The sequence below is a fragment of the Paenibacillus sp. PK3_47 genome (genome assembly GCF_023520895.1).
GTDB lineage: Bacteria > Bacillota > Bacilli > Paenibacillales > Paenibacillaceae > Paenibacillus_AQ.
The window spans coordinates 3,748,837-3,764,825 of record NZ_CP026029.1; the positions used below are offsets into that span (position 1 = coordinate 3,748,837).

Annotated in this window: 13 protein-coding genes; 9 read left to right on the forward strand and 4 right to left on the reverse strand. The window is 51.6% G+C overall.

Features of this window, described 5'->3' with window-relative positions; translation table 11 throughout:
• Positions 1-67: 67 nt before the first annotated feature.
• The 5 genes from C2I18_RS16630 to C2I18_RS16650 all read left to right on the forward strand — a co-directional run bounded on the left by C2I18_RS16630 (position 68) and on the right by C2I18_RS16650 (position 6,442).
• On the forward strand, positions 68-1,000 hold the full coding sequence (locus tag C2I18_RS16630) for a DUF4430 domain-containing protein (RefSeq protein WP_249896879.1): 933 nt from the start codon (positions 68-70) through the stop codon (positions 998-1,000).
• Positions 997-1,941, forward strand: a complete 945-nt coding sequence (locus C2I18_RS16635; RefSeq protein WP_249896880.1) for an energy-coupling factor transporter transmembrane component T — start codon at positions 997-999, stop codon at positions 1,939-1,941. The genes C2I18_RS16630 and C2I18_RS16635 overlap by 4 nt, the downstream gene beginning before the upstream one ends.
• Positions 1,857-3,530, forward strand: a complete 1,674-nt coding sequence (locus C2I18_RS16640) for an ABC transporter ATP-binding protein (protein WP_249896881.1) — start codon at positions 1,857-1,859, stop codon at positions 3,528-3,530. Before C2I18_RS16635 ends, C2I18_RS16640 begins: the two co-directional genes overlap by 85 nt.
• Complete coding sequence (locus C2I18_RS16645; protein WP_249896882.1) at positions 3,503-4,189, forward strand: ECF transporter S component; 687 nt, start codon at positions 3,503-3,505, stop codon at positions 4,187-4,189. Before C2I18_RS16640 ends, C2I18_RS16645 begins: the two co-directional genes overlap by 28 nt.
• A gap of 543 nt (positions 4,190-4,732) precedes the next feature.
• A complete protein-coding gene (locus tag C2I18_RS16650) occupies positions 4,733-6,442 on the forward strand; it encodes a methyl-accepting chemotaxis protein (RefSeq protein WP_249896883.1) in 1,710 nt (569 codons plus the stop codon).
• Positions 6,443-6,581: 139 nt separating this feature from the next.
• Here the strand turns inward: C2I18_RS16650 and qoxD are convergent, their stop codons facing one another.
• The 4 genes from qoxD to qoxA are packed head-to-tail and all read right to left on the reverse strand — an operon-like array spanning position 6,582 to position 10,479.
• Entirely contained in the window at positions 6,582-6,875 is a 294-nt protein-coding gene (gene qoxD / locus C2I18_RS16655) for a cytochrome aa3 quinol oxidase subunit IV (RefSeq protein WP_249896884.1), read from the reverse strand.
• Between the two features lies 1 nt (position 6,876).
• Positions 6,877-7,473: a cytochrome aa3 quinol oxidase subunit III gene (gene qoxC, locus C2I18_RS16660; protein WP_249896885.1), complete on the reverse strand. Its 597-nt coding sequence runs from the start codon at positions 7,471-7,473 to the stop codon at positions 6,877-6,879.
• Positions 7,470-9,413, reverse strand: coding sequence for a cytochrome aa3 quinol oxidase subunit I (gene qoxB, locus C2I18_RS16665; RefSeq protein ID WP_249896886.1), 1,944 nt, complete (start codon positions 9,411-9,413; stop codon positions 7,470-7,472). Before qoxB ends, qoxC begins: the two co-directional genes overlap by 4 nt.
• Positions 9,414-9,462: 49 nt before the next feature.
• On the reverse strand, positions 9,463-10,479 hold the full coding sequence (gene qoxA, locus C2I18_RS16670) for a cytochrome aa3 quinol oxidase subunit II (RefSeq protein ID WP_249896887.1): 1,017 nt from the start codon (positions 10,477-10,479) through the stop codon (positions 9,463-9,465).
• 503 nt (positions 10,480-10,982) lie between these two features.
• On the opposite strand from qoxA, the gene C2I18_RS16675 reads away from it, so the two are divergent.
• From C2I18_RS16675 to C2I18_RS16690, 4 genes are all read left to right on the forward strand, one after another.
• Positions 10,983-12,116 (forward strand): polysaccharide deacetylase family protein, encoded by a 1,134-nt coding sequence (locus C2I18_RS16675; protein WP_249896888.1) that lies wholly within the window; start codon positions 10,983-10,985, stop codon positions 12,114-12,116.
• Positions 12,117-12,674: 558 nt separating this feature from the next.
• A complete protein-coding gene (locus C2I18_RS16680; protein WP_249896889.1) occupies positions 12,675-13,061 on the forward strand; it encodes a GntR family transcriptional regulator in 387 nt (128 codons plus the stop codon).
• Positions 13,054-13,956, forward strand: coding sequence for an ABC transporter ATP-binding protein (locus C2I18_RS16685; protein ID WP_249896890.1), 903 nt, complete (start codon positions 13,054-13,056; stop codon positions 13,954-13,956). Before C2I18_RS16680 ends, C2I18_RS16685 begins: the two co-directional genes overlap by 8 nt.
• The gene (locus C2I18_RS16690) at positions 13,931-15,946 is read left to right on the forward strand and encodes a DUF6449 domain-containing protein (protein WP_249896891.1); all 2,016 of its coding nucleotides are present in this window, start codon (positions 13,931-13,933) and stop codon (positions 15,944-15,946) included. Before C2I18_RS16685 ends, C2I18_RS16690 begins: the two co-directional genes overlap by 26 nt.
• Positions 15,947-15,989 lie beyond the last annotated feature (43 nt).

Here is a 15,989-nt window from a genome sequence, read left to right on the forward strand (position 1 = left end):
GACGGGAACAGAACGGGGAGCAGATTCAGGCCTCGTTCTTTCCCTTTTTTCGGAGGTGCAGATAATAATGTCCAAACAAATGAAACGCCGGCTGGTCTATCCGCTGTTTCTGCTGCTTGCCGCCCTGCTTGTTGCAGGCTGTGCTTCCGGCGGACGGGAATCAGCAGACGAAGGCCGGAACAATACGGTAAGTAATGAGAAGTCTGCCACGCAAAGCCCGCAGCCGGAAGCCGCTGCTACAGGCTCACCGGCTGGCAGCGAAACTGCAGCCGCCTCCACTGCAGAGCCCGCGGCTCCAGATAATGCAGCAGCATCTGCTGCACCGGGCACACCGGCGCCCGAAGCAAGCGCAGCACCGGCTGCAACAGCCGCCCCAGCAGGCAGCGCAGCTCCGGCAGCGGCTTCGCCGGATGCAGCGAACCCCGTGGCAAAGACTGCTGCGCCTGCAGTGTCCGCGCCGGCCAAGCCGGACAGCGGCAAAAGCCCGGCAGTGGCTCCCAAGCCTGCCGCCACGGCCAAGCCAGCGGCTACTGTTAATCCAGCCGCTATCACGAAACCTGCCGCCACGGCCAAGCCTGCCGCTGCCGCCAAGCCGCCGGCGGCAACTGCAGCTCCAACGCAGCCGGCAGCAGCTGCAAAGCCGGCTGAGCAGGCCAGCACCGTTACACTCTCCATTACCGGAGATGAGGAGCACGGGACAATTTTGGCAGCGGCAGCGTATGAGCTGGAGGAAGGCGATACCGTGCTTGAACTCCTGAAGCGCATTACCCGCAAGAACAAAATTCAGATGGAATACAAGGGTGCCAAAAGCTTTGCCTATGTCGAAGGGATTGATAACCTGTACGAGTTTGACCGCGGCGCGGAAAGCGGCTGGATGTACAGTGTCAACGGCGAGTTTCCGGGCAAAGGCGCAGGGACCTATACCCTGAATCCCGGAGATACTATTGAATGGTTGTATACGCTGGATCTGGGCAAGGATCTGGGAGCGAAAGCTCCATGAACAGCGGCTTCCGCTCCATGCATCCAGCTGTAGCCCTGCTGTATTACGCCGGTCTGCTGCTGTTTGCTGCCCTGCTGTTTCACCCGCTGTTTCTGCTTACAGAGCTTCTGGCTCTGCTTGGCCTGCTGGCTTTGCAGGGGCAGGGGCGGAAGCTGCTGCGCAGCCTGCCCTTCTACCTGCTGATGGCAGGCTCGGTGGCTGTCCTGAATCCCCTGTTCTCACACAGGGGCTCGCATATTCTGTTTTATTTTATGGATCAGCCGGTTACGCTTGAGGCCGTGCTCTACGGACTGATGATGATGATCGTGCTGCTGACGATATTTATCCTGTTTATCTCGTACAATCATACAGTTACGACCGATAAATTCATGTACCTGTTCGCGGCGGCGGCCCCCAAAACAGCGCTTTTGACCCTGATGACGCTCCGCTTCGTCCCGCTGTTCCAGCGGAGGCTGAAGCAGATTACCCTGATCCAGAAGATGAGGGGAATCGATGTCAGCAAGGGCAAGCTGCGCAAAAGGCTCAGTGACGGCATGACCCTTCTCAAGGTGCTGCTGACATGGTCGCTTGAGGAGGCGCTGCAGAGTGCTGATTCCATGAAGTCGCGCGGGTACGGTGTCCGCAAGCGAAGTGTATACGGAATCTACAAGCTGGACAGAGAGGATAAAATTACACTGGTGCTGCTGGGTGCAAGCGGACTGGTTCCGCTGCTCTGCTGGCTGCAGGGCTACGGAGTGCTTGAGATATATCCGCACATGAAGCCCATGGTATTCGGCTGGGGCGAAGCTGTAATGTATGCAGGCTTTTGCCTGTTTGTGCTGACACCGCTGGGTCTGGAAGGAAAGGAGAAGTGGTTATGGAGATCATCACGGCGGAACGTTTATCCTTCCGTTATCCCGATGAAGCCAGAGACTCGATTCATGAGCTTTCGTTCACGGTAGAGGAGGGGGAGTTCGTAGTGCTGTGCGGTCCTTCCGGCGGCGGCAAAACTACGCTTCTGCGTCATCTGAAACGGGAGCTCACCCCGATTGGTACCGGCAGCGGAAGTGTCCGTTATAGAGGCCGGCTGCTGGCAGACCTGTCTGCCGAGACAGCTGCAGGCGAGATAGGTATTGTCTTTCAAAATCCGGATGCACAGATTGTGATGGACACAGTGTGGCATGAACTGGCTTTTTCCATGGAAAATCTGGGGTATTCCCCTTCGGTCATGCGGAGCAGGCTGGCGGAGATTGCCGGGCTGTTCGGACTGGAGCCGCTGCTGTATAAATCCGTCCATGAGCTTTCCGGCGGACAAAAGCAGCTGCTCAACCTGGCCTCCGTCCTGCTGCTTCAGCCGAAGCTGCTGCTCTTGGACGAGCCGACCTCACAGCTGGACCCTGTCGCTGCCCGCGAGTTCATCCAGACGCTGCACCGGCTGAATGAGGAACTGTCGATGACGGTCATTATCAGCGAGCACAGGCTGGAAGAGGTGCTGCCGCTGGCTGACCGGGTGCTGCTGCTTCAGGATGGTGTTCTGCAGGCTAATGGCAGTCCCCGGCAGTTCGTACGTGAATCGGATCATGCACAGAAGCTTGATCATCACGCTTATCTGCCTACAGCCTCGCGTTTGTTTCTCGCTCTGGCTCCTGAAGCGGCTGCTGTACCGCTTGAGAGTATTCCGCTTACTGTGCGGCAAGGCAAACGCTGGCTGGAATCCTTGGACACAGCTAAACCCCCTAAGACTCCAGAGGCTGCTGTTAAGGAGACAGCGGAGGATCAGCCATCCGGCAAGTCTCTGTTAAGCTGCCGGGAAGTTACCTTCCGCTACGAGAAGGACGGTCCGGAGGTGCTGAAAAAGCTGACGCTATCGCTTCAGCAGGGGGAGCTGCTGGCTGTCATGGGCGGAAATGGGGCCGGGAAATCCACTCTGCTGCATGTGCTGAGCGGACTGGCCAAGCCGCAGCGCGGCAAAGTTGAGCTGGCCAAGGGAGTTGCCGCAGGCTTCCTGGCCCAGAATCCGCTGCTCTATTTCAGCTATGACACAGCGGCCGAGGAGCTGCGGCATATGGCTGACATTTCCGGCCTGTCTCCTGAAGAAGCGAAAAAGGAAACCGACCGGCTGCTGGAGGTATTCCAGCTCCAGAGCGTGCTTGAAAGTCATCCGCATGATCTTAGCGGCGGGCAGCAGCAGAAGCTCGCGCTGGCCATGGTGATGCTGCTTAAACCAGATATTCTGCTGCTGGATGAGCCGACCAAGGGACTTGATCCCGTGGCAAAGGAGCGGTTCGCTGCCCTATTGGACCATTTGCTGAAGCAGGGAATGAGCATCATGATGGTGACACATGATGTGGAATTTGCGGCAAGGCATGCGTCCCGCTGTGCGCTGCTGTTCGATGGAAGCATTACGTCAGAGGGGGCTCCGGCAGACTTTTTCAGCAGCAACTATTTCTATACAACGGTGGTTAACCGCATGGTACGGGAGCGGCTGCCGCAGGCATTGACCATTGAGGATGTGATACAAGCATGGCCCGATTCCGTTTCCCGCTGTTAATTGCCCTGGGATTGTTTATAGCCGGTCTTGCGCTTACAGCGGCGCTGAAGGACAGGCATTATATGCTGCTCAGCCTGGTGCTGCTCGCCGTGGCTCTGCTGCCGCTGTTCATGCGCCTGGAGCGCAGGCCTCTGGAGTCCCGGGAGCTGGTGCTGCTGGCTGTGCTGTCAGCTGTCGCTGCGGTGAGCCGGATTCCCTTTGCCGCGTTACCCAGCGTCAAGCCTGTGTCGGCCATTGTGATGCTGTCGGCCTACGTGTTTGGAGCAGAGGCCGGCTTTATTATTGGAGCAGTGGCCGCGCTTGTCTCCAATATATACTTCGGGCAGGGGCCCTGGACACCGTGGCAGATGTTCGCCTGGGGAATGGTCGGACTGACAACCGGCTGGCTGCGGAATACCCGACTGCTGAAAAGCCGGATAGGGCTGCTTGTCTTTGGCTTTGTCTGGGGTTTCCTGTTCGGCTGGATTATGAATATCTGGTACCTGATCAGCCTTCCGGATGCCTTCAGCTGGGAGCTGGCAGCCGCTGCATATGCCTCCAGCTTTTATTTTGACCTGGCGCATGCCCTGTCTAATGTATTCTTCCTCGCCATTCTGGCCGGGGGCTGGACCAAGGTGCTGGAACGCTTCCGCAAGAAATACGGTTTGCTGCAGGAGTAATTAGGGTGTTATAAAGGCCGGAGCCCATGTAGATTGAGTTTGCACTCTACCGGACTCCGGCCTTTTGCTCGGCGGATAGTTTAACTGTATTCCGTGCAGCTAAAGACAATTGTTTTGGATGGCGGGAGGGGCATAGTTGCAGTTTCTGCAGTTATAAATCCCCGTAAGCCGGAAAAAGGGCCTTTACGTAGTTATTAAATGTACTGAATACAGTTAAACTTCCAAAACGGGCGATTTGCCGTCTTTTAACTGCAGGAAATACAATTAACCGCCAGGGGCTTCCCATCAGCCAGATTAGGTAGGAGCTGCTGTACAAAGTGCAATAGTCACTCATACCGCTCTATTGCGGCAGCTCTCAAATGGTGAAATTCCGCAGAAGATGCTCCATTTGGCTTTGCCAAATTCGCGGCTTGCATATGTAAACTAAGACTATCAGCCGCTCATTTTCATATTTCGACAAAATTCATGTTTTATATCATCAATTCGACTTTTTTCGCCGATATAAGATGTAAATAATAGACTCCTAGAAGGCGGGAACTCGATATGCGGCATCTGAAAGTAAAATATAAAGTGGCATTGCTCGCGGCGATTGCGGTGATTCTGATCATTGGTTTGGGTGCAGTAAGCATCACTACGATTGGAACGATGGCAGACCGCTCCCAGGAGACCTACAGCGGGAATCTGCAGCCGGTGTACCTGGTCACCGAAATCCGCGCGAATAACCGGACCATTGAGTCCTATCTTCTTGAACAGATGGTTAACAAGGATAGCGCCAGAAACGGGGAGCTTACGGCTGGTATTGAGGAGAACATTGAAAGAAACAACGGGCTGATGGAACAGTTGAAATCGGTCCGCTTCAGCAGCAGCGAAATCGAAAATTTAATTAACGAGTACATATCACTGCTGTCTGATTACCGGACACAGCGGAATAATATCATTCAGCTGGCTGCTAACAATCTTAATGCGGAAGCTTATCAGGTCTTCAGCGGCAGTACTTTTAGTGCATTAAGGGATAAAATGACAGCTTTGCTGGATGACGCTACCGGCCTGCTGGTACAGGATGCCGGAGAACGTAATGAGCTCACTGCGGAAAGCGCCAAAAACTCCACGAATGTAAGCACGGCTCTGATTACTGCGGCGTGGGTGCTGTGTATTGCAATCAGTATTATGATTACCCGGCTGATTACGAAACCGCTCAAAGAACTGCAGGGCACGATGCAGCGGGCAGAGCAGGGGGATCTGACCGTGAAGGCTTCGTACAATTCAAGGGATGAGATTGGTCAGATTAACCAGTCCTTCAACCTGATGCTGGACAGCTTAAAAGGAATGATGCAGGGAGTTTCGGAAAGCGCGGAAATGCTGTCAGCCTCCTCACAGGAAATGAGTGCCAGTGCAGAGCAGACCTCGCTGGCTTCACGCATGATTGCTGAAACTGCCGGGGGGATCGCTTCCGGGTTCGAAGCCCAGGTGGACAGCATCGCCCGCACCTCACAGTCCGCCCAGACCATGGCAGGGGATATTGCCGCCGTAGAACGGAGCGGCAATGAGATGTCAGAGCTAATGAGCAGAGCCGCACTTTCGGCAGATCTGGGGGCTGAAGCGGTAGGCAAGATTATGGACCAAATGAAGGAGATCGACACCAGCGTAACTGCCAGTCAGGCCATTGTCAGCCATCTGGATAACCTGTCGGAGGAAATCAATACGATTATCACCACCATCAATGAGATATCTGCCCAGACGAACCTGCTCTCGCTGAATGCCTCTATTGAAGCGGCCAGAGCCGGGGAATACGGTCGGGGGTTCGCTGTGGTTGCCGGTGAAATCCGCAAGCTGGCGGAGGCTACAGGAAGAAGTTCGCTGCAGATCACGGACATTATCGCCGATATCCAGCAGCAGACAGGCAGTGCTGTGAAATCCATGGCTTTGGGAGTGGAGCTGGTGTCTCATGGTGTGGCACAGAGCGAGCTGGTCTCACAGGCGTTTGCGGAAATCGATGACTCCATCAGGAGTGCTGTAGAGCAGACTGAAGAGATGAGAGCGGCCATAGGACATGTTTTAGAAGAGTCTAAGGCTGTATCAGAGGCGATGGAGCAGGCAAACGGGGTTACGCGTAAAGGAGCAGGCGATATTCAGGAGACGAGCGCAGCCAGCGAGGAACAGCTGGCTGCAATGGGCGAAATGTCAATGTCAGCACAATATCTGGCGACATTAGCCGAGGATTTGCAGAAGGAGCTGGCAAAGTTCAGACTGTGAGGAAGCGGGATAAGATTATAGCTGACAGGCCCGGGAACGATATGTTCCCGGGCCTGTTTTTTTCATACCCACAAAAAAAGACCCGCTCCGGTATTGAAACCGGAAACGGACCTTAACAATGAATACATATTTGCCTGTCTTAAGCGTACCAGCCCCATACGAAAATGAAGAGCGTTCCGAAAATGGTAACCAGACCTACAAACAAGGCATAAGCGATATTGATATACAGCTCTTTTTTGGTATCGGCAGATTCTCCGATGTGCATGAATACGAAGAGCTGCAAAGAAGCCTGAATAATCGCAGTGACCAGCAGAACAACCATATTGGCACTCTGGGACAGATCTCCGTAGATAACAACCAGCGCAGCAGCGGAAAGGACCAGAGAGGCCAGATAACCCATCACATGGCGAATTGGAAACAGTTGCTTCATCATGTTACATCAGTCCTTTCAGGTAGACGAAGCTGAAGATAAAGATCCAGACAACGTCCAGGAAGTGCCAGAACAATGAAAAGATAAATGTTTTATTAGCATTGGCCGGAGTAATACCCTGGCGCCACAGCTGAATCATGATTACTACGCCCCACAGGAAGCCGAAGCTGACGTGGGCACCGTGCGTTCCCAGCAGTACAAAGAGACTGGACAGGAAACCGCTGGTTTGCAGTGTTGCACCTTCATGAACGTAAGTCAGAAATTCTTCAATTTCAATCCCGATAAAGCCGAGACCCATCAGCAGCGTGATCCCCATAAAGAACATCATCGCTTTTTTGTAGCCCAGGCGCATGGCATGGACGGCAAGGCCGATCGTGAACGAGCTTGTCAGGAGCAGAAAGGTTGAAATCAGTACAGGACCGATTTCGAAGATTTCAGCACCGCTGGGGCCGCTGGCAAAGCGGTCAACCATGACAAAGTAAACCGTGAACAATGTGGCGAAGAGCGGAATTTCAGCTCCGAGAAACACCCAAAAGCCGAAGATCTTATTACTGTTCTCTTCTGTCGAGTATTCAAGCGGCTTGGACGCATCTATTTTCATACAGTCTCACCCCGCAGTTTCTTTTCTGTAGCTTCGACTTCTTTAGCCGAAACGTAGAAGCCCTCATCCCGGTCAAAGGACATCGCTCCCAGCATTATGAGTACGCCAATTCCCGCCACAACAGCCGGAATCCACATGCTGAATACGAGGAAGAAGCCAAGGAAGAAGAAGATAACTCCCAGAATGAACGGTTTCCCTGTATTGTTAGGCAAGTGAATCTTGGTGATTTTGTCTTCATAAAGCGGTACGTTCTTCTGCTTGGATTCCCAGAAAGGATCAAGCGATTTAACTTTAGGCACAATGGCAAAGTTGTAAGCCGGAATTGGACTTGGTGTAGCCCACTCCAGTGTACGTGCATCCCAAGGATCGCCTGTTGTATCTCTTGGCATGTAACGTGTACTCCAGTAGATGTTGTAAACCAGAATAACAAATCCGATGGCCAGACCCAGTGCACCGACGAAGGACAGCATATTCAGCGGACCGAAGCCGGTCTCTTCCGAATAAGTGTACATCCGGCGCGTCATACCCATCAGTCCCAGGAAGAACATCGGGAAGAAGGTTACGTTAAAGGAAATAATGATCCACCAGAAAGCGTGTTTGCCAAGACGTTCGTTCAGACGGAAGCCGAATACTTTAGGGAACCAGTAGTGGAAGCCCGCGATAACGGCGAATACTGCGCCCGGAATCAGAACATAGTGGAAATGCGCTACAAGGAACATGGTGTTGTGGTACTGGTAATCCGCACTGGCCATCGCCAGCATGACGCCGGTAACACCGCCGATGGTAAAGATCGGAATAAAGGCCAGCGTATAAAGCATTGGTGTTGTAAAGGTAATCCGCCCTTTTCGGAGGGTGAACAGCCAGTTGAATATTTTAACCCCTGTAGGCACGGCTATCGCCATTGTAGTAATGGAGAAGAAGCTGTTGACCATAACGCCTTGACCCATAGTGTAGAAATGGTGAGCCCATACCAGGAAGGACAGGAGGGAGATAATCACCATACTGAAGACCATGGATTTGTAACCGTACAGGTTCTTTTTGGAGAAGGTCGCGATAATTTCACTGTAAATACCGAATGCCGGCAGAATAACGATGTATACCTCCGGATGGCCCCATACCCAGAACAGGTTCGCCCAGAGCATATCCATCCCGCCGTTGGCCATCGTGAAGAATTGAGAGCCGAACAGCCGGTCGAACATCATCAGGGCAAGTGCTACGGTAAGCACAGGGAATGCAAATACGATAATGATGTTAGTGATCAGCACGGACCATGTGAACATTGGCATTTTCATCAGGGTCATGCCTGGTGCACGCATTTTGAGGATGGTAACGATGAAGTTAACCCCTGTAATAAGCGTACCGATACCGGAAATCTGCAGTGCCAGAGAGTAGTAGTTGTTACCTACAGTCGGACTGAATTCAATGCTTGCCAGCGGGAAGTAAGCGGACCAGCCTGCATCCGGCGATCCCCCGACAACGAAGGAAATGTTCAGCAGCATCGCTCCCATGAAGAAGAGCCAGAAGCTGACGGCGTTGAGGCGCGGGAAGGCAACGTCTCTTGCACCGATTTGCAGCGGAATGATTACGTTCATGAGACCGATGATAAACGGCATCGCCATGAAGAGGATCATAATCAGACCGTGGGTCGTAAATACCTCATTATAGTGCTGCGCATCCAGAAACTTCATTTCCGGTGCAGCTGTCTGCAGACGCATCATCAGGGCGTCCACACCGCCGCGGAACAGCATCAGCAGGGCGGCGAGGATGTACATAATCCCGATTTTCTTGTGGTCCACAGTCGTGAGCCATTCGCGCCAGAGGTAGCCCCATTTTTTAAAATAGGTCAGCCCAACGAGAATCCCGATGGTGGCGAGAGCGATACTGATCATGGCCCCATAAATCAGGGGTTCGCCGTGAACCTTAAATTTTTCTAAATCCATTAGGATGGCTCCTTTCAGGTTGGTACAATTGCTTCATACTATTTAAGAGCTAGTTGCTCTCGTGAGTGTGTTCTTCAACGTCTGAGCTTGGAAGCGGCTGCTCCACTTCAGGATGCGGCTCACCGTCAAATTCGGTTTGACTGGAAGGCTCCGGTGAAGGATGAATATCCTTGTTGTCGATATGTTCCGGATTTCCGTTTTCCATCTGGTCCTCAGAGCCGTGTCCGCTCATATGATCGCCATGGTCTCCAGGAGGAGGGCTGAACGTCAGATGGGTGGATGAATAGGTTTTGCGTCCAAGATGTTCGGCAGCCAGCAGACCCTTGAATTCATCCTCTGTAAGCTCAGGTGCGGTTTCTTTAACTTCATTGACCCAGTCAGTGTATTCCTGATCGGTCATAACAAGCGTTTCGAATTCCATATGGGCAAAGCCCTTACCGCTGAAGTTCGAGTTCTTACCGATAAAAGAGCCTACGGTATCTGCAGAGAGGTGCAGCGTTGTAAGCATGTCGCTCATGGCGTACTTTTGTCCGGCAAGCTGCGGAACCCAGAAGCTGGTGATTGTACCGAAAGAGTACAATCTGAATTCAACTGCACGGTGAACCGGAATGTTGACGTAGTTCACAGTTTCGATGCCTTCCTCAGGATAGCTGAAGTGCCATTTCCAGTTGGAAGAGGAAGCATAAATGACCAGAGGCTTCTGATCCTTATACTCATCAGCCACATTCTCGACAGCATGGGTGGACTTGACAGTCACAACGGACAAGAAGGCTACGATAATAATCGGGATGATGATCCAGATCGCCTCGAGTAACTTATTGCCCTCCTCATGTTCCGGAATGTAACCCTCATTGCTTTTCTTCGCACGATATTTCACCAGCACGAAGATATATAAGATGTAGACAACTGCGAGAACGAAGGCCATCGTTATAATGGAGAGGATGATGGTGTCAGATAACGTTCTTGCAGCAGGCCCCTTCGGATTCAGCACGGTTAAGGAGCTGCATCCCGGCAGGAGAAGGATAAGGCTGAGAAACAAAGCGTATAACGGTCCCTTTTTTTTCATATAGAACTCCTTCCTTCAATACTTCTTTTCATTAGCCGTACATTAGCCATGAAACAATAACCTGTATCTATAATAAGAACTACATACCCATTTTTCAAAATACATTAATTACCATATAAGCTAGATAAGTCCTTAATAATGTCGATTAAGTTAAATATGTGTGAGAAATTTGTTACAAATATTGTTAGGTATGATAAAGATCACTGTAGTGGCGCGCTTTAAGCTTATTTTAAGGTAGTTCAAAATTTGTTCACATATTAAATAAAGTTCCTTTTTTCGTCACATTTATAGTGCGTAAAAAACGTTGATTTTAACCGTCTTTTGCTTGATACGACAGTATTCGACGAATTCTGCATTTGGAACAATAATCATTGAATTTGTGTCATTTATCACTGTCAAAGGGTAACAACATTTTATTGTGGCGGTTACAATCTCTCAAATTTCCATTCCGTTAACTATGATAGAGTTATATTCAAATATACATAGATAGGAGATTAATGCTCGTGATTAAAAAAGTAATGCTGCTGTTCCTGTCCTTATTTCTTTGTACCGGCATTCTTCAGTCTGCGGCAAGTGCTGCAGGTGCAAACCCCGTTTCGAAGCTCGGAGTCAATGACAAACTGAGCGATATAGAACCAGTGTTTTCCGCTGGCCGTTATTATGTTCCGCTGCGCCAGCTCGCAAATGAACTGAACTGGACCCTGACCGGACTTAAGGAAGGAATTGCGGTTGCAGGGAACGGAAGAACACTCCGCCTGCTTCAGGGAGAAGGGGGCGCAGTGCTTCAGGATGGCACAGCTGTAGAGATGAACACCTTCCTGGAGAAGGGATCGCTGATGGTTCCGCTGCAGCTCAGCAGCCATCTTGGTTATATAATAACCTACCAGCCTGATAAATATTTGCTCAGGGTGCGCAATGCCTCGGCGAAGCTTGATGATACGGCATTTGCGGCCAAGTATCAGCAGGAACTAAAGCCCCGGGCTGCTGCTGAGCCGGCTCAGGAAGCAAAACCGGGCACGCCCGGGCAGACTGTCTATATGACCTTTGACGACGGGCCCTCGGCAACGACAGGGCAGCTGCTGGATATTCTCGGCCAATATAAAGTGAAGGCGACCTTTTTCATGCTTGGACAGAATATGAACCGTTACCCTTCCGCTGTGAAGCAAACCGTGAAGCTTGGGCAAGGATTAGGGCTGCACGGGATGACCCACCGCAAGGAGAAATTCTATGCTTCCCCGGCCGCAGCACTTGCGGAAATGGCGGATGCCAATGCTGCACTGAACAGAATTGCCGGTGCGGGCACAACGCTGATTCGTCCGCCTTATGGGAGCAAACCTTATTTCACGAAGTCCTTCAGGGACAAGGTGCTGAACCAGGGTTATCATCTATGGGACTGGAATGTGGACTCGGAAGACTGGAAATACAAGGAGAACAGTGACAAAATCTACACTTCTGTGATGGAGCAGGTCCACAAACTGAAGAAGTCCAAGACAAGTCCGGTAATTTTGATGCATGATCAAAAGGCCACGCTGAAGGTGCTGCCGCGCCTGCTCGAAACGCTGAAGAAGGAAGGCTATGACTTCCAGCTGATTACGAAAGATCTGCAGCCGGTGAATTTCTGGAAGGATACCCGCTGATCTCTGGCTTTTTCGTGATAAAGCAATTATACGTAAGATACGAGAACGGTCCCTTAGGGGCCGTTTCAGGCCGTTGAGAAAGTCTCGACAACCTTATTTATGCGATCTTGATTCACGACACCGCATTAACAATTGCCGGCTTCAATTCATCAACTGACGCGCACCAGAACATAGTAATGACTTGGAAATGCTGAAAAGCTAATGCTAACGGACCCTAGATCCTTTATCTTGCGCCAGAGGTGTTGTTTTGGGATTCTAACGGACCCTGGATCCGTTATTTCATCGAAACGGGGAAATTTATGGCAAATAACGGACGAAGTGTCCGTTAGCGTGCGAAAGGGGACGAGGCATATAACAGAGACAGCGTCCTCAGATATGGAAACGCAGCAAAGGAACCCAAGACCATTAAAAGGGTTTCTCAATACTTTGGAACGGTCCCTTAGGGACCGTTTTTTTGCTGTCAAGGTTGACAGCTGTTTCTAACTGTATTAATAATAGTAATACAGTTAATACACCTAGAGAGGTTTACCTACACAGCATGATGAATGGAGGACGGTTATGTTCGAATTGGATGTTCGCAGCCGCAAGCCGATTTACGAGCAGTTGACCGACAAGGTCAAGGAAATGATTATGCACGGCATCCTGCGGACGGATGAACAGCTTCCGTCGGTAAGAGCCTTGTCCTCACAGCTGACAGTCAACCCCAACACGATCCAAAAGGCTTACCGGGAGCTGGAACGGGAGGGGTATATTTACTCTTTGCCGGGAAAAGGAAGCTTTATTGCACCAATGCACCAGGAACAGAATGAAGGCAAGAAGGCGGAGCTCCGCACTGAACTGCTCCGGCTCATGGCCGAAGCCGTCTACCTCGGCTTTACCGAGGGGGAAATCGGGGCGCTGTACCGCCAGGTGCTTGAGGAGAGAGAGGAGAAGAACCATGATTGAGATCCGCGGAGTCAGCAAAATTTTTCAGGGGGAGAAAGCTGTTGACAGCATCTCGCTGAGTGTACATAAGGGAGCGATTTATGGACTGCTCGGTTCGAACGGGGCAGGGAAAACCACACTGCTGAAGACGCTGGCCGGCATCTACCGGCCCGAGGAAGGGACGGTCAGCGTCGGCGGACAGCCGGTATTCGATAATCCCGAAGCGAAAAGAAATGTTATTTTTATGCCGGACAGTCCGTATTTCTTCCCGCAGTCGAATTTGAAAAGTATGGCTGCCTTTTATCAATCTATATATCCCGGCTGGAGCACGAAGCGTTTTGAGGAGCTGGCTTCTGTCTTTCGTCTGGATCAGCGCAGGAAGCTGAGCAGGTTCTCTAAGGGGATGCAGCGGCAGGCGGCATTCTGGCTCGCGCTGAGCTGCACCCCGGAAGTGCTGGTCATGGACGAGCCGATCGACGGTCTGGATCCGGTCATGCGGCGGCAGATCAAGAATCTCCTGTTCCAGGAAGTGGCCGAGCGGGATCTTACCGTATTGATCTCTTCGCATAATCTGCGGGAAATTGAGGATTTATGCGATCATATCGGCATTATGCATGCCGGCAGAATGCTGGTGGAGAAGGATCTGGATGATCTCAAGGCGGACACGCACAAGATCCAGGTCGCCTTCCGCGATGAGCGGCATGCAGCGGCTCTGGGCGCCAAGCTGCAAATTCTCCATCAGGAGCAGCGGGGAAGCGTCAATCTTTATATTGTCAAAGGGGACCGTGAGCGGATTTCCAAGGCTTTTCATGTATATGAGCCGTATGTGTTCGATCTGCTTCCGCTGACGCTGGAAGAAATCTTTATCTATGAAATGGGGGATGCCGGTTATGACGTTCAGCCGATTCTTCTTTAACAGCAGCATTATCCGCCAGAATCTGCGGCAGCACGGCTGGATCGGAATTATTTATACGCTGGGTCTTTTATTTGCATTACCGCTGCAGATGTTCATGAGCAATGATCCGTATGCCAAGCCGCAGAAAGTAATGAGCCTGTTCTTCGTCGGCGGCGAAATTCAGATGATGTTCGCGGTTACGGTACCCATAGCTGCCGGTCTGTTCCTGTTCCGCTATCTGCAGGCCAAAATGCCCTCCGACTTCTATCACAGCCTTCCGCTGCGCCGGGAGCATCTGCTGGTATCGCATATCGTAAGCGGACTTATCCTGCTGATGGTGCCTGTCCTGCTTACTGCTGCGGTGGCAGGGGTTGTCAGACCCCTGGACGGTAATATGTTTATTTATTCCGGATGGGCAGTGTGGAACTGGGCCCTGACAGTCATCATCTATACGCTGTTTCTGTTCATGTTCAGCCTGTTTATCGGCATCTGCACCGGGCAAAGCATCCTTCAGGGAATGGTCATTTTTATTCTGCTGCTGCTTCCGGTGATGATGATCAAGCTGCTCAACCGGCATTTGGGCATGTACCTGTACGGATATCCCGAATGGTACGGAACCATGGCTAATGTAGAGGTATGGTCTCCCATCCTGCAAATGGTTTATGTGAAAACAAATCCTGTTCAGGCAATGCATTTGTGGCTGTATGCGATACTATCCGTCTTGTTAGCAGGATTGTCTGTAGTGCTGTACCGCAAGCGCCATAGTGAAAAAGCAGGACAGGCAATAGCCTTCACTTATTTCAATCCGCTGTTCAAAGCCGGATTTATGCTGTGCACTATGCTGATTTCCGGTACCTATTTCGGTGAACTCAAGCAGCAGCAGCTGGGCTGGATCCTAAGCGGTTATATTGCCGGAGCGCTGCTCGGCTATATTGCCGCGGAGATGATTATCCGCAAAACCTGGCATATTCTGAGCCGCAGAGTGCCGGTGGAATTTGCTGTATACGCAGGGCTGCTGGGCCTGCTGCTCTATGTTCCCGTCACCAGCATGACGGGGTATGAGGGCCGGGTGCCGGACGGAGAGAAGGTCCAGGCGGTATACGCCGGCGGCAACTACCGGATGTTCACCGAGGACATGAATGTATACGGCACTCCCCAAGCCATGTATCACGAAGAAGCTTTTACAGGGGATAGAAATTACATCGAGGCAGTCCGCAATCTGCACCAGGCCCTGGTAACGGTGCGGCCGGAAGGTCCTTCTTACACCACTTCCGAATTCCGATCCTTCCGCCAGATGGATTTTGTATACGAGCTTGACAATGGGCGGAAAGTTCACCGTGCTTATATGGTTCCTGAGCAGGGCTTTGAGCCGGAGCTGCGGGCAGTCATGGAAAGCGAGGGGTACAAGCGCAAGGAGTATATGCTGTCCCGCCTTGAAGCGGATATCGAGACGATCCGCCTGAGTTATTTTAATAAAGCAGTCGCTATTTCAGAGCCGCAGGAAGTCAAGGAGCTCACGGAGATCCTTCAGCGGGAATATCTGAATATGACCTACGATGATCAGACCAGCAGCCGGACTTCTTTTGCCTTCCTGCAGATCATGGGCAAGCCGCATGCTGACGGATATCAGATGTCTTACGGTTACGATTGGAAACCGTCGTTCCAAGAGCTGGGGGCATGGCTCACTGAGAAGGGTTATGCTGACAGAGTCCGGATCAAAGCCTCCGATGTCACTTCTGCCGAGATCATCAGAAATAACTATTCACAGCGGATTCCCGCTGAGGAAAGGTATAATGTTGAGGCACAAATGAAGCTGGCCCGCAGTGAGGAAGCTTCTGCTGTAATTACAGATGCCGGGATTATCTCTGAAATTCTGGAGAACCAGCGCAGCTATGCAGATCAGAAGGGCCAATATCTGGTGAAAATCATTTATAAGCAGGAGAAGAGAACCGATTATATATCCCTTCATGAGCAGGACATGTCGCCTGCCTTTAAAGCGCTGCTGCCGTAACGGACGGTTGACAGGAACTGGATATGTGGATTATGCTTTTGGA